The organism is Pseudomonas sp. TJI-51 (assembly GCF_000190455.2).
Lineage (GTDB): Bacteria > Pseudomonadota > Gammaproteobacteria > Pseudomonadales > Pseudomonadaceae > Aquipseudomonas > Aquipseudomonas juntendi.
In genome coordinates this window covers 40,807-57,422 of sequence record NZ_AEWE02000080.1, presented here as the reverse complement: position 1 = coordinate 57,422, position 16,616 = coordinate 40,807, and the positions used below count along the sequence as shown (strand labels likewise).

The 16,616-nt window shown below is 63.6% G+C and carries 20 protein-coding genes; 10 read left to right on the top strand and 10 right to left on the bottom strand.

Annotated features, from left to right (window positions below; all coding sequences use genetic code 11):
* The 7 genes from G1E_RS17820 to G1E_RS17790 form a co-directional block, all read right to left on the bottom strand.
* Window positions 1-757 (bottom strand): AraC family transcriptional regulator (locus G1E_RS17820; RefSeq protein ID WP_047149982.1); only part of this gene is annotated, 757 nt, incomplete at its 3' end.
* A complete protein-coding gene (locus G1E_RS17815) occupies window positions 754-1,068 on the bottom strand; it encodes an AzlD domain-containing protein (protein ID WP_009685903.1) in 315 nt (104 codons plus the stop codon). The genes G1E_RS17820 and G1E_RS17815, both read right to left, overlap by 4 nt.
* Complete coding sequence (locus tag G1E_RS17810; RefSeq protein WP_029884915.1) at window positions 1,065-1,757, bottom strand: AzlC family ABC transporter permease; 693 nt, start codon at window positions 1,755-1,757, stop codon at window positions 1,065-1,067. The genes G1E_RS17815 and G1E_RS17810 overlap by 4 nt, the downstream gene beginning before the upstream one ends.
* Before the next feature lie 121 nt (window positions 1,758-1,878).
* A complete protein-coding gene (locus G1E_RS17805; protein WP_047149981.1) occupies window positions 1,879-2,574 on the bottom strand; it encodes a hypothetical protein in 696 nt (231 codons plus the stop codon).
* Between the two features lie 139 nt (window positions 2,575-2,713).
* On the bottom strand, window positions 2,714-3,796 hold the full coding sequence (locus G1E_RS17800; protein ID WP_009685900.1) for a hypothetical protein: 1,083 nt from the start codon (window positions 3,794-3,796) through the stop codon (window positions 2,714-2,716).
* 39 nt (window positions 3,797-3,835) lie between these two features.
* The gene (locus G1E_RS17795) at window positions 3,836-4,462 is read right to left on the bottom strand and encodes a LysE family translocator (RefSeq protein ID WP_009685899.1); all 627 of its coding nucleotides are present in this window, start codon (window positions 4,460-4,462) and stop codon (window positions 3,836-3,838) included.
* A 2-nt stretch (window positions 4,463-4,464) separates the two neighbouring features.
* Complete coding sequence (locus G1E_RS17790) at window positions 4,465-5,253, bottom strand: YqcI/YcgG family protein (protein ID WP_047149980.1); 789 nt, start codon at window positions 5,251-5,253, stop codon at window positions 4,465-4,467.
* Window positions 5,254-5,413: 160 nt separating this feature from the next.
* On the opposite strand from G1E_RS17790, the gene G1E_RS17785 reads away from it, so the two are divergent.
* On the top strand, window positions 5,414-6,334 hold the full coding sequence (locus G1E_RS17785; protein WP_009685897.1) for a LysR substrate-binding domain-containing protein: 921 nt from the start codon (window positions 5,414-5,416) through the stop codon (window positions 6,332-6,334).
* A gap of 117 nt (window positions 6,335-6,451) precedes the next feature.
* Window positions 6,452-6,943, top strand: a complete 492-nt coding sequence (locus G1E_RS17780; protein WP_009685896.1) for a GNAT family N-acetyltransferase — start codon at window positions 6,452-6,454, stop codon at window positions 6,941-6,943.
* A 52-nt stretch (window positions 6,944-6,995) separates the two neighbouring features.
* On the opposite strand, the gene G1E_RS17775 is transcribed toward G1E_RS17780, so the two are convergent.
* Window positions 6,996-8,084 carry an asparaginase gene (locus G1E_RS17775; protein ID WP_009685895.1) on the bottom strand — a complete coding sequence of 363 codons (1,089 nt, stop codon included), beginning with the start codon at window positions 8,082-8,084 and terminating at the stop codon, window positions 6,996-6,998.
* A 398-nt stretch (window positions 8,085-8,482) separates the two neighbouring features.
* Here G1E_RS17775 and G1E_RS17770 point away from each other — a divergent pair, with 398 nt between their 5' ends.
* The 7 genes from G1E_RS17770 to G1E_RS17740 all read left to right on the top strand — a co-directional run bounded on the left by G1E_RS17770 (window position 8,483) and on the right by G1E_RS17740 (window position 15,425).
* Entirely contained in the window at window positions 8,483-9,436 is a 954-nt protein-coding gene (locus G1E_RS17770) for a sugar ABC transporter substrate-binding protein (RefSeq protein WP_009685894.1), read from the top strand.
* Window positions 9,437-9,462: 26 nt separating this feature from the next.
* Window positions 9,463-11,016: a sugar ABC transporter ATP-binding protein gene (locus tag G1E_RS17765; protein ID WP_009685893.1), complete on the top strand. Its 1,554-nt coding sequence runs from the start codon at window positions 9,463-9,465 to the stop codon at window positions 11,014-11,016.
* On the top strand, window positions 11,013-12,005 hold the full coding sequence (locus tag G1E_RS17760) for an ABC transporter permease (RefSeq protein ID WP_047149979.1): 993 nt from the start codon (window positions 11,013-11,015) through the stop codon (window positions 12,003-12,005). The genes G1E_RS17765 and G1E_RS17760 overlap by 4 nt, the downstream gene beginning before the upstream one ends.
* Window positions 12,006-12,009: 4 nt before the next feature.
* Window positions 12,010-13,032: a LacI family DNA-binding transcriptional regulator gene (locus G1E_RS17755; protein ID WP_047149978.1), complete on the top strand. Its 1,023-nt coding sequence runs from the start codon at window positions 12,010-12,012 to the stop codon at window positions 13,030-13,032.
* A 15-nt stretch (window positions 13,033-13,047) separates the two neighbouring features.
* Window positions 13,048-13,956 carry a ribokinase gene (gene rbsK / locus G1E_RS17750; RefSeq protein ID WP_009685888.1) on the top strand — a complete coding sequence of 303 codons (909 nt, stop codon included), beginning with the start codon at window positions 13,048-13,050 and terminating at the stop codon, window positions 13,954-13,956.
* Window positions 13,953-14,351, top strand: a complete 399-nt coding sequence (gene rbsD / locus G1E_RS17745; protein WP_009685887.1) for a D-ribose pyranase — start codon at window positions 13,953-13,955, stop codon at window positions 14,349-14,351. Before rbsK ends, rbsD begins: the two co-directional genes overlap by 4 nt.
* A 72-nt stretch (window positions 14,352-14,423) precedes the next feature.
* Window positions 14,424-15,425 carry a nucleoside hydrolase gene (locus tag G1E_RS17740; protein ID WP_033691009.1) on the top strand — a complete coding sequence of 334 codons (1,002 nt, stop codon included), beginning with the start codon at window positions 14,424-14,426 and terminating at the stop codon, window positions 15,423-15,425.
* Here G1E_RS17740 and G1E_RS17735 read toward each other — a convergent pair.
* Complete coding sequence (locus G1E_RS17735) at window positions 15,397-15,609, bottom strand: hypothetical protein (RefSeq protein WP_009685885.1); 213 nt, start codon at window positions 15,607-15,609, stop codon at window positions 15,397-15,399. The genes G1E_RS17740 and G1E_RS17735 overlap by 29 nt on opposite strands.
* A 275-nt stretch (window positions 15,610-15,884) precedes the next feature.
* On the opposite strand from G1E_RS17735, the gene G1E_RS17730 reads away from it, so the two are divergent.
* The gene (locus G1E_RS17730; protein ID WP_009685884.1) at window positions 15,885-16,214 is read left to right on the top strand and encodes an I78 family peptidase inhibitor; all 330 of its coding nucleotides are present in this window, start codon (window positions 15,885-15,887) and stop codon (window positions 16,212-16,214) included.
* A 76-nt stretch (window positions 16,215-16,290) separates the two neighbouring features.
* On the opposite strand, the gene G1E_RS17725 is transcribed toward G1E_RS17730, so the two are convergent.
* A complete protein-coding gene (locus G1E_RS17725; RefSeq protein ID WP_003250656.1) occupies window positions 16,291-16,503 on the bottom strand; it encodes a cold-shock protein in 213 nt (70 codons plus the stop codon).
* Window positions 16,504-16,616: the final 113 nt, after the last annotated feature.

The following is a 16,616-nucleotide window of genomic DNA, read 5'->3' as shown; positions in this document are numbered from 1 at the left end:
TCTGGTCGGCAAAGCCCAAGTCGAACGCGACCTGCGACGCTACCAGGCCGCTTTTCAGCATTTCCCGTGCACGGGCCAGGCGCCGCTGTTTGAGCCAGGCATGCGGCGGCAGGCCGGTAGCCTGGCGAAACACCCGGGCGAAGTGAAATGGCGACCGGTTGACCGCCGCTGCCAGCGCCTCCAGCGAAGGCGGGTCGGCCAGCCGGCTTTCCAGCAGTTCGCGCGCGCGGGCCACTGCCAGGGGCTCTTGGCCCGGGGCCGAAGGCGCCGCGCATTGCCCATGGCGCTGCACCAGCGCCAGCACCGCCTGGCGCCAGGCGGTTTGCTGCTGCAGGGCGCTGGCACCGGCTTCTGACAACTGGTGCAGTTGACTGAATGCAACGGCCAGCGCAGGGTCTTGGATCACGCTGGCCTTGAAGCTGGGCATGCCGTGACGCCCCAGCTCCAGTTCCTCGAGCACCCCTGTGACCCGTTCATGATCGGGGTAGAAACCGCGATAGCGCCAACCTGCTTCGTGAGCGGTGGCGCCGGTGTGCAGTTCGTCCGGATTGATCAGCACCATGCTGCCGACCGGGGCCAGGTGCTCGCTGCCGCGGTGCCAGAAACGCTGGGCCCCGGACTCGATCACGGTGAACACATAACCCTCGTGGACATGCGGGGCAAAGCGCTGCTGAACGTAACGCGCGTGCAGCATCTCGACGTCACCCAGCGCTGGCGCCTGCCAAAGGTGTGTCTGCTCGCGCAGTGCCCCGCTCATGCCAGCCAACTGCGCAACAGGAAGAAGATCAACATGCTCACCAGCATGCTCAGCACTACGCTGCGGGTCAACAGCACCAAGGTGATGGCCGCCAGTGAGCCCAGCAGGTAGGGGTTGAGCAGGCTCAGTTCGAGCTGGTGCTCGGGCAGGAAAATGATGGGGCCGCAGATAGCCGTGAGCATGCCCGGCACGGCAAAGCCCAGAAATTGCCGCGCGTTGGAGCTAAGCCGTAAGGGCAGGCGCGGTTCCAGAAACGCGTAGCGATTGAGAAACACGATGGCGCCCATGGCAAAAATCAGCACCCAGGTCATGTGCGTGCTCCGGCAAATTTCTGGCAGATGAAACCGGCGCTCATGCCCAGCAGCCCGGCGGCGACCAGGGCGGTCTCCCAGTGCCAGTAGCTGAACAATACCGAGCAGAACAGCGACACGGCTACGCACGCCAGCGTGGCGAGGTTGCGCACCAGTGGCGCGATCAAGGCCACGAAGGTGGCGACGATGGAAAAGTCCAGCCCGTACTGGTCCAGGTGTGGAATGCTCTGGCCCAGCAGGATGCCGGCCAGGGTGAACAGGTTCCAGGCAACGTAGAAGGTCAGGCCCACCCCTAACGCGTACCAGCGGTTGAACTGCTGCTGGTCGTACTGGCTGGTCAGGGCGAAGAATTCGTCGGTCAACAGAAAGCCCAGGCCCAGCCGCCAGCGCAGCGGCTGGTTGGACAGCACTGGGCGCATCGACAGGCCATACAGCAGGTGCTGTGAGGTCAACAGCAAAGTGGTCAGCAGTATCGATGCCAGGTTCGCGCCGCCCTTGAGCATGCCGATGGCCACCAGTTGCGCGGCGCCGGCAAAGACGATGGCCGACAGCCCTTGGCCCTGCCAAGGGCTTAGGTTGGCCTCGATGGCCATCGACCCGGCGAGCAGGCCCCAAGGGGCGACGGCAAGGGACAGCGGCAGGATGGCGATGGCGCCGTGGAGAAAGGCTTGGCGAGCAATGGTGGGCATGGTGTCTGCAATGCGTTTACAGGGCAGGCCAGCATGCCAGACGGGCAGGGGGTTGGCTTGAACGATCTTGCTGGTCGACAGCGCTTTTGGCATGGGCGCCCGTAATGCCCCCGGGCACCGGCTAGGGGTGTCGGGTCAGGTGTTGCTGCGCTGTCACGCAGCCATTGATGTCGACCGCCTTCTGCAGCAGGCTCAACCGGTGCTGTGGGTCCAGTTCGCTGAGCAGGCGGTACACCTCGGCCTGGTAGTCACGCTGGCGGCCCCACAGCATTTCCAGGCCTTGTGGCTGGTTGCGTCGGCAGGCCAGCTGGGTGGCAGGCTGCGGGTAATAGGGGGCGTACACGGTGGCCATGCTGGGGATGGCCTCCAGGGCTGTGCGGTAATCGCTACTGGCATTGTAGGGCTGGCACCAGGTGGCGATGGCCGGTGCGGGTGCGGCAAAGCCCTGCTTTAGGCTGGCTTCGAGCAACGGGCAGGCAGCTTCAGGGATCTGCGCCGCGGGAAGGTAGGTCATGTAGTACAGGGCCAACCGGTACTGGGCGACCGGGTGGCCCAGCTCGACCGACTTTTTCAACAGGGCCACCGCTGTAGGCAAGGTGTGAGCCATTGCCTGCCCCTGGCGGCTGAGCTCCGGGTCGGCGCCCAGCGACGTGCGCAGGGTGCTGCTGCCTTCTTCCTGATTGTCGGCCTGTTCCAGCAATGGCAACGCCTGGCGGTAGAGCAGGTCGGCATGCGGGTCGATATTAACCTCCAGCGCCTGGGCAGCCAGCGGCAGTAACGCAACCAGCAGCGCGGGCAGGCGCATGGCCAGGCTCACAGGTGAACCCCATGGGCGGCCAGGTGAGAGTGCACGGTTTCGACGGTCATGGCGGTCAAGCATTGCGCCTCGGGGAAATCGGAACGACCACGTATTCTAGCCAGCCAAGGGGCCTGGCCGAAAGGCCGCTGTGCAAATGTCAGACGAGTCTGATAGGGGTGACATTACGTTGGGCGTGTTTTTCCTGGGCCAGGCCCAGCTTGGCGGTGATCACCTTGGCCAAGGCATTGTTGCCCAGGTCGTTCAGGTGCAGGCGATCGATGAACAAATCTGCCCCGAACACGGGCGAGCTGCTGAGCATGCCGTTCATGTCGTAGCAGGGGACCGGATCGGCCTGGCTCTTGATGCGGCGAAAAAACGCCGAGTGCAGTTGGCTGTCGAACGCGCCGTCGAGCAGCCGGTCGAAGTTGCCCGGCTGCTGCTCCAGTGCCGCCAACATGGCCTGTTCACCGGCAGGCAGGGTTTCCCGGCACCAGGGCAGCAACGGTTGCAGGATGAAGGTCAGGGTGGCATGGCTGTCGGCCAGCAACCGGTCCCACTGCCGCAGCGTGCGGCCAATGGTGTCGGCGGCGCGGGCCAGGCGCTTCTCCGGGGCGGATAGCGGCCAACTGCCCACGGCTTCGGCTGGCGGCGGCGGCGCCAAGGCTTGACCAATGCGCCGCCACAACGATTGCCGGCGGGCGGCGGTGGCAGGCTGCAGGCCTTCGCTGAAGCTGTTGAGAAAGTCTTGGTAAGCCTTGCCATGGGCCGCTGCGGGGCTGGCAAGCACTTCGCACAGGGCTTCGTGGGCCAGGCTGTTCAGGCCGCTGAGCACGACCACGTGGCCGAGCTGGCCCAGGCGATGCTGGTGGGTCAGGAACAACAGCAGCTCCTGGCTGGCATTGAGCCCGCAACCGGCCAGGCTCAGCCAGACTTCGCCGGTGAGCATCGACAGGTGCGAGGCCACGGTGTGCTCGTCGGAGCTGGCGCCGATGCCCAGGGCTGTCGAGCCACCCACCAGCAAGTTGATGCGTGAAGCGCCGCCGCGCTCGCCCGCAGAAAAGCGCTTGCCGGCGCAATGGCTGTAGCGCAGGCCCAGGGCATCGGTGTTGATGGTGCCGGAGCGGTAGCTGGTTTCGTGCACATGCATGGTGTGTGGCGCGCGGCGGCTGCCGCGCAGCAGAAAGCGCTGGTAGTCCTGTGGTAGCGGCGAAGGAGGCGGGCTGGTGTGGGTGGGGTTCATGAATGCTCCTTCAATGGCGCCGTAGGGTGCACAGCAGTTTCAGGCCGCCAGTTCTTTCAGGTTGTACAGCAGGCCGCCTGCGGCGATCAGCAGCAGCGCCACTCCGGACGCCAGGCTGATGACCCGGTTGCTACGCTGCGAGGCGATCTTGCCGATGGCGAAGATGTACAGGCTGAGCACAGCGAAGTCGATGGCCACCCAGAGCAGCGACAGGACCACCATGCTTTTGCCGAACGACTCGGTGATCTGGATGAACTGCGGGAAGAAGGCGATGAAGAAGATGATGTCCTTCGGGTTGGAAATGCCCACCATGAACCCTTGCAGCAGCCCGCCACGGGCCTCGTTCGGGGCCTCGTTCGGGGCCGCAGCAGCCGGCGCCTGCAGCGCCTCGCGCAGGGTACCCACGGCAATGTGGCCGATGAACAGGCAGCCCAGCAGGCTCATGATGTTGAGCCAGGTCTTGTCGATGGCCGCGCTGGTGAGGATGATCCAGGCGGCTGCGCCAATCAGCACCAGGGACGCCCAGTTGGTGCCGACGGCGGTGAACATGGCCTTGCGCGAGCCCGAAGCGGCCGCAGTGTTGACGATCAGTGCCACCACTGGGCCGGGCGTGGCGATCAGCAGCAGGACGGTGAGGGCATAAGTGGCGGTGAGTGCGGTATTCACGGTCAGTTCTCGATCAGTATGTCGGGTGTCGGCTGGTGTGCGGTGTGGGTATGAAACGGGCAGCGCGACGGGTTCAGCGAACCTGCCTCCTGCAGCTGGTACTGCTTCCATTCGTAGTTGTCGGCATCGCCAAAAGCGCCAAGGGTGTCGGGCACGACGCCATCGTTGTAGTGGTGTACCCGCTCGCGGATGCGCGCGCGGATGCGCCGGCCGCTTTCGCTGCTGGTGTCGGCCACTTCGTCGAAGTTTTCCCGGGGGTTGATGACGAAGGTGATGTGCTGGCCCAGGTTGCGGCTTTTCATGCGCTGGTGGCCGGGGAAGTTCATGTTGATGAACAGCGGCATGCCGGCGTAGCAGAACGACCAGCCGGTATCGGCGGGGTCGGTCGGTATGCCCTGTGGCCAGGGGTGGGGGTCGCGCGCATGCACCCCGCGCAGCACCTTCCAGGCCAGCGCCTGCTGTTCGCTCAGGCTGCTGTCGGCTGCCGTCTGCAGAAACACCACCAGTGGGCTGCCGATGCGCTGCCGGGGTGTGATAGGTGCGATGAGGCGCACATAATCGGCCAGGCCCTGTGCGATATCATCCGCCAGTTGCTCGGCGCGTGCGAACAGGATGTAACAGGTTTCGCCGTTTACCGCCTTGCGGCCGAACAGGCACGGAAATTCGGGGTTGGCGAGAATGGTGCGAAATTGTTCTACGGTGGTGTACGTCCAGTGTTGCATGTCATGACCATGTTCAGCGGCGAGCTCTAGCGCATCCAGGCGATAGCAATTTCCATATCCCGTAAACATGATTTCCCCAGGCGTGAATTTAAATGAACGTTCCAGTCATATGCAGGCAGGATCTTGGTTATATTTGTTTTTTACCTGCATTTTCCGAGACGCACTTCACGTTGTAAAACGCGTGGAACTATGACCTACTATTAGTCTCACTCATGCTCGGGATATCGCCATGTCGGAACGCATCCAGGCCCTGCACGCATTGCGTGCCTTCGAGGTGGCGTCACGCTATGGCTCCTTCACCCGTGCGGCCGAAGAGCTTGCCTTGACCCAGGGTGCGGTCAGCCACCACATCAAGACCCTCGAAGCCATGTTTGGTTGCGACCTGTTCGAGCGCCGTGGGCCCAAGCTGAGCCTGACCGAGCATGGCCGTGTGCTGGCCCAGGAACTGAAAGTGGGCTTCAAGATCATCGAAAATGCCTGCGCGTTGTTGCGCCAGGACCGTTATGGCTTGCGCCTGAAGGCGCCTTCCACGCTGACCGTACGCTGGCTGTTGCGGGCGCTGGATGCGTTCAAGAAGCACGAAGACCACTGCAGTGTGCAGCTGTCGAGCGTGTGGATGGACATCGACAGCGTCGACTTCTATTCCGAGCCTTACGACTGCGCCATTCTTCTGGCCAGCGGGCGCTTCCCTGCCGACATCGACAGCTTCAAGCTGTTCGACGAGTGGCTGATACCGGTATGCCACCCCGATTACATGGCGCAAGCGCAGCCAGCCCTCAGCGACCTGCCGCAGTGCGAGTTCCTGCACCCTTCCCCCGACCGGCGCGACTGGCGGCGCTGGTTGGCGCGGATGGACGCGCTGCACATCAGTATCGACCAGGGGCAGGTATTCGACACGCTGGACCAGGGCATTTCGGCTGCCCAGCAGGGCCTGGGCATTTCGGTCGTCGACCTGGTACTGGCCAGTGCCGACCTGGCGGCCGGGCGCCTGGTTACGCCATTCAAGCATGCCGTGGCCACCGGCGACGGGTACTACATGACCTGGCTCAAGGCCAGCCCCAAGGCGCGGCAGATGCACAAGCTGCGTGACTTCCTGATGGGCCAGGTGCCGCTGCTGGCCTACAAGGATATCGACTACCTGTACGGTTGAGCCGTACTGCTTCGCGGTGGCAGAGCGCTGTGGCCAAAGTGCCTTGCAACGGCTGCGCGCATGCCAGCCAGCGGTTTAGAATGGCCGGCTTGCCATTTTGTTACCCGGAGCCTGCCCATGAGCAACCTGCAATTCCGCCAGCCCGTCATGACCGACGCCGAGCGCTGCTACCAGATTGAGGTGAGTGCCTACGAGGGCGACGAGGCGGCCACCCTGGAAAAGATCCGCACCCGTATCAGCCAGTATCCACAGGGCTTCCTGTTGCTCGAAGAGCAGGGCGGCATCGTGGGATTCATCAACAGCGGCTGTGCCCATGCCGTGGTGATGGCTGACGAGGCGTTCAAAGAGTTGGTCGGGCATGACCCGCAGGCAGCCAATGTGGTGATCATGTCGGTGGTGGTGGACCCTGCGCACCAGGGCAAAGGCTACGCCAAGCGGCTGATGGATGAATTCATTGCGCGGACCAAGGCGCAAGGCAAGCAGACCATTCACCTGATGTGCAAGGAGCAGCATGTCGAGCTGTACCGCAAGATGGGCTACCAGTACGTGCGGCCTTCGCCCTCCGACCACGGCGGCATGGCCTGGCACGAAATGGTCATGGCCCTTTAGGCAACCGTGAAGCGGGCCTCAGCAGCCTGTGGCTGCTGAGGTTGCTGGGGTATCAGTACTCCCAGAAGATCCGCTGCAGCTCCTTGCTGTCCTGGGTCTTGGTCATCGCCACCATGGCCAGAATCCGCGCCTTCTGGGGGTTCAGGTCGTGTGCCACCACCCAGTCGTTCTTGTCATCTGGCTGTTCGGCGTTACGCAGCACGAGGCCACCCTGGTTGACGTGCGACGAGCGAATGATCTGCACACCCTCCTTGCGCAGTTCCTGCAGCGCCGGCACTACCCGTGAAGACACCGAGCCATTGCCGGTACCGGCGTGGATCAGCGCCTTGGCGCCATGTTGCGCCAACGCTTTGTAGGCGGTGTCGGTCACGTTGCCATAGCCATAGGCAATGTCCACCTGTGGCAGGCTGCTGATCTGTTTGATGTCGAACTCGGAGTTGACCGTGTGACGCTTGGCCGGCAGGCGGAACCAGTACGACTTGCCTTCCACGACCATGCCCATTGGCCCCCAGGCGCTCTTGAACGCTTCAGTCTTGATGTTGACGGCCTTGCTTACGTCACGGCCAGACTGGATCTCGTCGTTCATGGTCACCAGCACGCCCTTGCCTCGCGACTGCTGGTCGCCGGCCACGGCCACTGCGTTGTAGAGGTTGAGCATGCCGTCGGCGGACATGGCGGTGCCCGGGCGCATCGAGCCGACTACCACGATTGGCTTGTCGGTCTTCTCGACCAGGTTGAGGAAGTAGGCGGTTTCTTCCAGGGTGTCGGTACCGTGGGTGATGACGATACCGTCCACATCCTTGCTGTCGGCCAGTTCGGCGACGCGTTTGGCCAGCTTGAGCAGGTCATCGTTGCTGATGCTTTCCGAGGCGATCTGCATCACCTGCTCGCCGCGCACATTAGCGATGTCGGCGAGCTCCGGCACGCCGGCGATCAGCTTGTCCACCCCCAGCTTGGCAGCTTGGTAGGTGGCGCTGTTGGCGGCGCTGGCGCCAGCGCCGGCGATGGTGCCACCGGTGGCGAGGATGACCACGTTGGCCAGTTTCTGCCGGGTTTCGGCTTCCTTGGCCGAGGCGGCGGTGGGCAGGACCAGCAGCAGGGCGAGGGCGCTGGGGGCAAAGGTTTTCAGTGCGGCATTCATCGTTCTTGTGCTCTCTTCCAAATGAGATGGTTTTTGAATCGCGCAGCTTGCAAGGCATCTTTCATACCAGCTTGCGCGCGCAGTGGTGCAGGCACCGCCATGTGTTGCAGTGCTGTGCGCAGCAGCCCCGAAACCACGGCCGCAGCGCAGGTTGGCGCAGGTGCAGCGCAGCCCGGCGCGACCCAGGGGGGGCGTTGCGGGGGTAGTGTTCCATTCGAGAATCCGAACAGGCGTAGGAAAAGGTGTTCGGTTTTGCGGAAAGATTCTGGATAATCAGCGCCAACGGTTTCGGCCGCTGACCTGAAAAACGGATTTGACAAACCCTGGTACTGTTTCCATAGTTACGTACCGCAAACGTTTGCGATCCGATAAAAAAACAAGATTCGGAGTCATCGTCCATGAAGCTGCCGTTCCCCGGTCGTCTGCTGGCCCTCGCTGTCGTTTCCTCACTCTCCCTTGCCTTGCCGTTTTCTGCCGCCCACGCCGAAGACAAGCCCAAGGTCGCCCTGGTCATGAAATCGCTGGCCAACGAGTTCTTCCGCACCATGGAAGACGGTGCCAAGGACTACCAGAAAAGCCACGCCGCTGAGTTTGATTTGATTGCCAACGGCATCAAGAACGAAACCGACACTGGCGAACAGATCCGCATCGTCGAGCAAATGGTCAACGCCGGCGCCAAGGCGCTGGTGATCGCGCCGGCCGATTCCAAGGCGCTGGTATCAGCGGTGAAGAAAGCCATGGACAAAGGCGTGGTGGTGATCAACATCGATAACCGCCTGGACCCCGACCTGCTCAAGAGCAAAGGCATCAGCGTGCCCTTCGTCGGCCCTGACAACCGCAAAGGCGCGCGTATGGTGGGCGAGTACCTGGCCCAACAGAAGCTCAAGGCCGGTGACCAGGTGGGCATCATCGAAGGGGTGCCAACCACCACCAACGCCCAGCAGCGCACCGCAGGCTTCAAGGACGCCATGGAAGCCGCCAAAATGAACATCGTCTCGGTCCAAAGCGGTAACTGGGAGATCGACAAAGGCAACGCCGTCGCCGCTTCCATGCTCAACGAATACCCCGACCTGAAGGCGCTGCTGGCCGGTAACGACAGCATGGCGCTGGGTGCGGTTTCGGCTGTGCGTGCCGCCGGCAAGGCGGGCCAGGTGCAAGTGGTCGGCTATGACAATATCAACGCCATCAAGCCCATGCTGGCCGATGGCCGCGTGCTCGCCACCCTTGACCAGGCCGCCAGCCAGCAAGCCGTATTCGGTATTCAGGCAGCATTGAAAATGGTCAAAGGCGAAAAGCCTGACGTGGATGCCGACAACGTCATCCAGACCCCAGTCAAGCTCGTTACCAAGTAGCCCCGACCCTGCCAGGAGAACCGGCCATGCCTGCATCGGCCAATGAAGTGGTGCTCGCTGCCAGCGGCCTTGGCAAGACCTACGCCCAGCCGGTGCTGGGCGAGGTCAGCCTGAATCTGCGTGCCGGCGAAGTGCTGGCCCTGACCGGCGAAAACGGTGCGGGTAAGAGCACGCTGTCCAAGTTGATCAGCGGCCTGGAAACCCCCACCACCGGGCACATGACCTACCGCGGCCAGGCCTACGCCCCCGCCAGCCGCAGCGAGGCCGAGCGCCTTGGCGTGCGCATGGTCATGCAGGAACTGAACCTGCTGCCAACCTTGACCGTGGCGGAAAACCTGTTTCTCGACAACCTGCCCAGCCGCTTTGGCTGGATCAACCACAAACGCCTGCGCCAGTTGGCCACGGCGGCCATGGCCAGGGTCGGGCTCGATGCCATCGACCCGGATACCCCAGTCGGCGAACTGGGTATCGGCCACCAGCAAATGGTCGAAATCGCCCGTAACCTGATCGGCGACTGCCACGTGCTGATCTTCGACGAACCCACCGCGATGCTGACCGCGCGTGAGGTGGAACTGTTATTTACCCAGATCGACCGCCTGCGCGCGCGCGGGGTGGCCATCGTCTACATCTCGCACCGCTTGGAAGAACTGCAGCGCGTGGCCCAGCGGATCGTCGTACTGCGCGACGGCAGGCAGGTGTGTGACGAGCCCATCCAGCGCTACAGCAGCGCCGAACTGGTCAACCTCATGGTGGGCCGCGAACTGGGCGAACACATCGACCTGGGCCGGCGGCAGCTTGGCGCACCCTTGCTCAAGGTCGAGCGGCTTACCCGCAGCGACAAGGTGCGCGAGGTATCTTTCGAGGTCAGGGCGGGGGAGATATTCGGCATCTCCGGCCTGATCGGCGCGGGCCGCACCGAGTTGTTGCGCCTGATCTACGGCGCCGACCGTGCTGACAGCGGCAGCATCGCATTGGGCCAGCCACCGCAGCCGGTGACCATCGATTCGCCCAAGGCGGCCGTGCGCGCAGGCATAGCCTTGATCACCGAAGACCGCAAAGGCGAGGGCCTGCTGCTGAGCCAGTCGATCAGCGCCAACATTGCCTTGGGCAACCTTGGCGCCGTGTCACGGGCCGGCGTGCTCGACGGCGAGGCGGAAAGGGCTTTGGCCGAGCGCCAGATCCAGGCCATGCGTATTCGCAGCGCCGGTGCGCACCAGGTGGTGGGCGAGCTGTCGGGTGGCAACCAGCAGAAGGTCGTGATCGGCCGTTGGCTGGAGCGCAACTGCCAGGTGCTGCTGTTCGACGAGCCCACCCGGGGCATCGATGTCGGTGCCAAGTTCGACATTTACGGCCTGCTGGCCGAGCTGGCACGCCAAGGCAAGGCCCTGGTGGTGGTGTCCAGCGACCTGCGCGAGTTGATGTTGATCTGCGACCGCATCGCCGTGCTGTCTGCCGGCCGCCTGATCGACACCTTCGACCGTGAGCACTGGACGCAGGATCAACTGTTGGCGGCAGCCTTTGCCGGTTATCAGAAACGTGACGCTCTGCTGCATGAGGCAGCCCCCAGGATGGACGTATGAAAACCACACCGCTCGACAGCCAAGGCGCCGCCGTGCGCCGCAACGGTTCCTATTATGGCCTGGGTACCTACCTGGGCCTGGCCGGCGCCTTGCTGGCGATGATCGTGCTGTTCTCGTTCCTCAGCAGCCACTTCTGGTCGTACAACACTTTCAGCACATTGGCCAACCAGATCCCGGACCTGATGGTACTGGCGGTCGGCATGACCTTCGTGCTGATCATCGGCGGTATCGACCTGTCGGTGGGGTCGGTGCTGGCCCTGGCCGCGTCTACGGTGAGCGTGGCGATGCTCGGTTGGGGCTGGGGCGTGCTACCCGCCGCGCTGCTGGGCATGGCCGTGGCTGCGCTGGCCGGTAGCATCACTGGCAGCGTGACCGTGGCCTGGCGCATCCCGTCGTTCATCGTCTCGCTCGGCGTGCTGGAAATGGCCCGTGGCCTGGCCTACCAGTTCACCGACTCGCGCACCGCCTATATCGGCGATGCCTATGCCTGGTTCTCCGACCCGGTCGCCTTTGGCATCTCGCCAGCGTTCATCATCGGCTTGCTGGTGATCGTGCTGGCCCACCTGGTACTGACCCGCACGGTGTTCGGCCGCTACCTGATCGGCATCGGCACCAATGAAGAGGCCGTGCGCCTGGCAGGTATCGACCCACGGCCCTACAAAGTGCTGGTGTTCGCGCTGATGGGCCTGCTGGCCGGGCTGGCTGCGCTGTTCCAGATTTCCCGGTTGGAAGCGGCCGACCCGAATGCCGGCTCTGGCCTGGAACTGCAGGTCATTGCCGCCGTGGTGATCGGCGGCACCAGCCTGATGGGCGGGCGTGGCTCGGTCATCAGCACCTTCTTCGGCGTGCTGATCATTTCCGTGCTGGCCGCGGGGCTGGCGCAGATCGGTGCCAGCGAGCCGACCAAGCGCATCATCACCGGGGCGGTGATCGTCATTGCCGTGGTGCTCGACACTTACCGTAGCCGGCGTGCAGGCCGGCGGAACTGACAACATGGCAACCATCAAAGATGTCGCGGCACTGGCGGGTATTTCCTATACCACGGTGTCCCATGTATTGAACAAGACCCGACCGGTCAGCGAGCAGGTGCGGCAGAAAGTGGAGGCCGCGATTGTCGAGCTCGACTATGTGCCCAGTGCCGTGGCGCGTTCGCTGAAGGCTCGTAGCACGGCGACCATCGGCCTGTTGGTGCCCAGCAGCGTGAACCCTTACTTTGCCGAGCTGGCGCGGGGCATTGAGGATGCCTGTGAACGCAACGGCTATTGCGTGATTCTGTGCAACTCCGACGACAACCCGCAAAAGCAGCGCAGTTACCTGCGCGTGTTGCTGGAAAAGCGTATTGACGGGCTGGTGGTGGCGTCGGTGGGCGAGGACAGCGACCTGCTGCAGAGCCTGGCCGGCGTACGTACGCCCATGGTGATCGTCGACCGCGAGCTGGAAGGGGTGGACGCTGACCTGGTGCGCATTGACCATGAGCACGGCGCTTACTTGGCGACCCAGCACCTGCTGGCCCTGGGGCACCGCGACATCGCCTATATCGGCGGCCCCGCCGATACCGGGGTAACCCAGCTGCGCCTGCGCGGCTTTCATCGGGCCATGGCCGAGGCGCAGGCGCCGGTGCACAGTGACCGTGTGCTGCACTGCGACTTCACCAGCCCGGGCGGCCATGCCGCCGCTGCGCAAGTGTTGCAGGGGCGGCGACCTACGGCCATTTTTGCGGGCAACGACATGATCGGTTTCGGCGTGCTGCGCGCTGCCGCCGAACGCAATATCAACGTGCCCGGCGAATTGTCGGTGATCGGCTTCGACGACATCGAGCTCAGCCGCTACGTGTACCCGCCGTTGACCACCGTGGGCCAGTCGATCCGCGAACTAGGCGAGAGCGCTGCCTCGCTGTTGCTGGCGCGCATCGGCACACCCCGGCAAGGCGTGGCGGAGCAGCGCATCGTCGCCCCGCGCATTGTCTTGCGCGAATCCACCGGGCCGCGCCCGGACCTGTTCAACGATTACCGCTAACGCTAAGGAACTGTCATGAATGCCAAGGTTGTGGTGGTCGGCAGCCTCAACATGGACCTGGTGGTCCGCGCCCAGCGCTTGCCTCGCGCCGGCGAAACCCTGCCCGGTGAGCGTTTTTTCACGGTGCCGGGCGGCAAGGGGGCCAACCAGGCCGTAGCGGCTGCGCGCCTGGGCGCCAGCGTGGCGATGATTGGCAATGTCGGCGATGACGATTATGGCCGCCAGTTGCACCAGGCATTGTCCGCAGAAGGCATCGACTGCCAGGGCGTCAGTACCTGCCCGGGCGTGTCCAGCGGTGTAGCCCTGATCACCGTGGATGCCGCCAGCCAGAATTGCATTGTCGTCATCCCCGGCGGCAATGGCCTGCTGACGCCGCAGTCGGTGCAGCACTTCGAGGCGTTGTTGCAGGCTGCGCAGGTGGTCATCTGCCAGTTGGAGGTGCCGGTCGAGACAGTGGCCTGGACGCTGAAGCGGGCGCACGATCTGGGCAAGCAGGTGATCCTCAACCCGGCGCCTGCCACCGGCCCGCTGCCTGCGCAATGGTTTGCGTTCATCGATTACCTTACCCCCAATGAAAGCGAGGCCGAAGCGCTGACCGGCATTGCGGTGACCGACCAGGCGAGCGCGCAGCTTGCCGCAGAGCGCTTGCTGCAGGCGGGGGCGGGCAAGGTGATCGTCACGCTGGGCGCGCAAGGGGCGTTGCTGGTAACGCCCGAGGGGCACCAGCATTACCCCGCACCGGTGGTGCAGCCGCTGGACACCACTGCTGCTGGCGACACCTTCATTGGCGGCTTCGCTGCGGGCCTGGTGCGTGGTTTGGAGGAGGGCGAGGCCATCGCCTTCGGCCAGCGTGCTGCGGCGCTGTCGGTGACACGCGCTGGCGCGCAGCCATCAATCCCTTACCTGGCGGAGCTGGTGCCATGAAGAAAACCCCGCTGCTGAACGTTGCCCTTTCGCGCACCATCGCCGGCATGGGCCATGGCGATATCCTGGTGATCGGCGATGCCGGCCTGCCGGTGCCGCCAGGCGTGGAAATGATCGACCTGGCGATCACCCCTGGCTTGCCGGACTTCGCCAGTGTGTTGCGGGCCGTGCTGAGCGAGCTTCAGGTGGAGCGGCATGTGCTGGCCGAGGAAATGCAGAAAGTGGTGCCGCCAGCGCTGGTCGAGCTCGAGCGCCTGAAGGGCAAGCTGGGCAAGCGCGAATGGCTTAGCCATGAAGCATTCAAGGTGCTGTCGCGCAGTGCCCGGGCGGTGGTGCGTACCGGTGAGTGCCAGCCCTACAGCAATATCGCGCTGGTTTCCGGCGTCACGTTCTGAGCCGTTGACCAGCCGCCGGTGCCACCCGGCGCGTCGGCCGTTATTCACCAAAGGCAACAGGAGTGCCATTCCATGCTCAAGCCCTGGCTTCAAGGACTCGCTTTCATGCTCACTGCCACCAGCTTGCAGGCTGCCCCCATCGACCTGATCATCGACACCGACCCCGGTGCTGACGACGTGGTCGCCTTGTTCCTGGCCCTGGCCTCGCCAGAAGAACTCAATGTTCGCGCCATCACCACCGTGGCCGGCAATGTGCGCCTGGATAAAACCTCCCGCAACGCGCGCCTGGCGCGCGAATGGGCTGGCCGCGAAGACATCCCGGTTTACGCGGGGGCCGGCCGCCCGCTGGTGCGCGCCCCTGTCTATGCCGCAGAAGTGCACGGCGAAGAAGGCCTGGCCGGCGTTCAAGTGCATGAGCCGAAGGCCCCGCTGGCCGCCGGCAACGCCGTGCAGTACCTGGTAGACACCTTGGCGGCCGCCAAGCCGCACAGCATCACCGTGGCCATGCTCGGCCCACAGACCAACCTGGCCCTGGCGCTGATCCAGCGCCCGGAGATTGCCAAGGGCATCAAGGAGGTGGTGGTCATGGGCGGCGCCCACTTCAACGGCGGCAACATCACCCCGGCGGCAGAATTCAACCTCTACGCCGACCCCCATGCAGCCCAGGTGGTTCTGGCCAGCGGGGTGCAATTGACCTATCTACCGCTGGACGTCACCCACAAGCTGCTGACCAGCGACGCCCGGCTGCAGCAGTTGGCCGCGGTGAATACACAAGCCAGCAAGCGGGTGGTGGACATTCTCAACGTGTACATCAAGCACGACATGGCGTTGTACGGCATGCCCGGCGGTCCGGTGCATGACGCCAGCGTCATTGCCTACTTGCTCAAGCCCGAACTGTTCAGCGGCCGGCGCATTCACCTGAGCATCGACAGCCGCGAAGGCCCGACCTTTGGTCAGACCGTCGCTGACTGGTACGGCGTGCTCAAGCAGCCGGCCAATGTGCTGTGGGTGGAGCAGGGTGACGCCCAAGGCCTGTTCGACCTGCTTAGCGCCCGGTTGGCGCGGCTGCAATAGCTGCGTGCGGGGCGTAGCGCTCCAGCACCTGCTCGATGAAGCTGCGTGCTGCTTCGGGGCCGCGGTCGCGCACCAGCAGGTCGATGCCGATCAACAGCAACTCCTCTGGTGTGCCAGGGCTGTACGCACTCTGGCCCTCGGCCCACTTGACCTTGATATCGGCATCGATGGTGTGGCTGCTCATGAAAAGCTCTCGCTAGGGGCCCGGAACGAAGGGGTGAACACCTGACCCTGGTGTTCGATGGAGGCGGGATGCACTCCACTTCTTGCAGCAAATCATGGCTTTGCGCCAGTGACCGTGCGCGCTAAGCATATGGCAAACGCAGCGGGTTGTGCAAAATCCGGTCACGATTGCTTTTCCCCCTCGCTGATCGAGTTCAGGCAGACTTGGCCGGTTTTGCAACAAATGATGAGCGGAACTGTCGGATCAGACATTCCCATACCGATTTAGGAGGCTTCATGTTCCGTACCCGTGCTTACCTGGCAACCCTGGCGATGGCTGCTGTCCTGGCTGGTTGCAGCACTGGTGGCGATGCTGGTGGTAATGCCGGTGGGGCTGCACCGGCTGCGCCGGCCGGCAACGACGGCCGCTGCGATGCCAGCGGCGCAGACTTTGCCATGGGCAAGCAGGCCAGTGCCGAGTTGCTGGAGCAGGCGCGCAAGGCCAGTGGTTCGCAAATAGCGCGTATTCTCAAGCCGCACGACGTGGTAACCCTGGAGTACCGGTCCGAGCGCCTGAACCTTAACGTCAATGAGCAGGGTGTGGTCAACCGCGTCAACTGCGGTTGATTCAGCTACCCCCGGCCCCTGGGGCGCGCCCAAAAAAAACCCGCCACAAGGGCGGGTTTTTTTACAGCTATCCGAATTACTCCGGACGAACCTGTGCAGCCTGCATGCCTTTCTGGCCGCGCTCGGCGACGAAGGAAACAGTCTGGCCTTCTTTCAGGCTCTTGAAGCCGTCAGATTCGATGGCTTTGAAGTGAACGAACAGGTCGTCGCCGCCGCCTGCTGGGGTGATGAAGCCGTAGCCTTTCTCATCATTGAACCATTTGACGGTGCCTTGTTGGCGATTGGACATGGGTGAATCTCCAGAACATTTAGTTTTTTCGGTGGTGCAATGCGGCCGAGGCTACGGAGCACGGGACGTATCATAGTCCATTTCTGCGCATCTAGCGCCTTTTACCTTCGCCG

Coding starts and splice junctions, on each gene's coding strand:
- G1E_RS17815 (WP_009685903.1), bottom strand. CDS start 1,068: ATGACCTGGGTGCTGATTTTTGCCATGGGCGCCATCGTGTTTCTCAAT.
- G1E_RS17810 (WP_029884915.1), bottom strand. CDS start 1,757: ATGCCCACCATTGCTCGCCAAGCCTTTCTCCACGGCGCCATCGCCATC.
- G1E_RS17800 (WP_009685900.1), bottom strand. CDS start 3,796: ATGAACCCCACCCACACCAGCCCGCCTCCTTCGCCGCTACCACAGGAC.
- G1E_RS17790 (WP_047149980.1), bottom strand. CDS start 5,253: ATGTTTACGGGATATGGAAATTGCTATCGCCTGGATGCGCTAGAGCTC.
- G1E_RS17785 (WP_009685897.1), top strand. CDS start 5,414: ATGTCGGAACGCATCCAGGCCCTGCACGCATTGCGTGCCTTCGAGGTG.
- G1E_RS17780 (WP_009685896.1), top strand. CDS start 6,452: ATGAGCAACCTGCAATTCCGCCAGCCCGTCATGACCGACGCCGAGCGC.
- G1E_RS17775 (WP_009685895.1), bottom strand. CDS start 8,084: ATGAATGCCGCACTGAAAACCTTTGCCCCCAGCGCCCTCGCCCTGCTG.
- G1E_RS17770 (WP_009685894.1), top strand. CDS start 8,483: ATGAAGCTGCCGTTCCCCGGTCGTCTGCTGGCCCTCGCTGTCGTTTCC.
- G1E_RS17765 (WP_009685893.1), top strand. CDS start 9,463: ATGCCTGCATCGGCCAATGAAGTGGTGCTCGCTGCCAGCGGCCTTGGC.
- G1E_RS17760 (WP_047149979.1), top strand. CDS start 11,013: ATGAAAACCACACCGCTCGACAGCCAAGGCGCCGCCGTGCGCCGCAAC.
- G1E_RS17755 (WP_047149978.1), top strand. CDS start 12,010: ATGGCAACCATCAAAGATGTCGCGGCACTGGCGGGTATTTCCTATACC.
- rbsK (WP_009685888.1), top strand. CDS start 13,048: ATGAATGCCAAGGTTGTGGTGGTCGGCAGCCTCAACATGGACCTGGTG.
- rbsD (WP_009685887.1), top strand. CDS start 13,953: ATGAAGAAAACCCCGCTGCTGAACGTTGCCCTTTCGCGCACCATCGCC.
- G1E_RS17740 (WP_033691009.1), top strand. CDS start 14,424: ATGCTCAAGCCCTGGCTTCAAGGACTCGCTTTCATGCTCACTGCCACC.
- G1E_RS17735 (WP_009685885.1), bottom strand. CDS start 15,609: ATGAGCAGCCACACCATCGATGCCGATATCAAGGTCAAGTGGGCCGAG.
- G1E_RS17730 (WP_009685884.1), top strand. CDS start 15,885: ATGTTCCGTACCCGTGCTTACCTGGCAACCCTGGCGATGGCTGCTGTC.
- G1E_RS17725 (WP_003250656.1), bottom strand. CDS start 16,503: ATGTCCAATCGCCAACAAGGCACCGTCAAATGGTTCAATGATGAGAAA.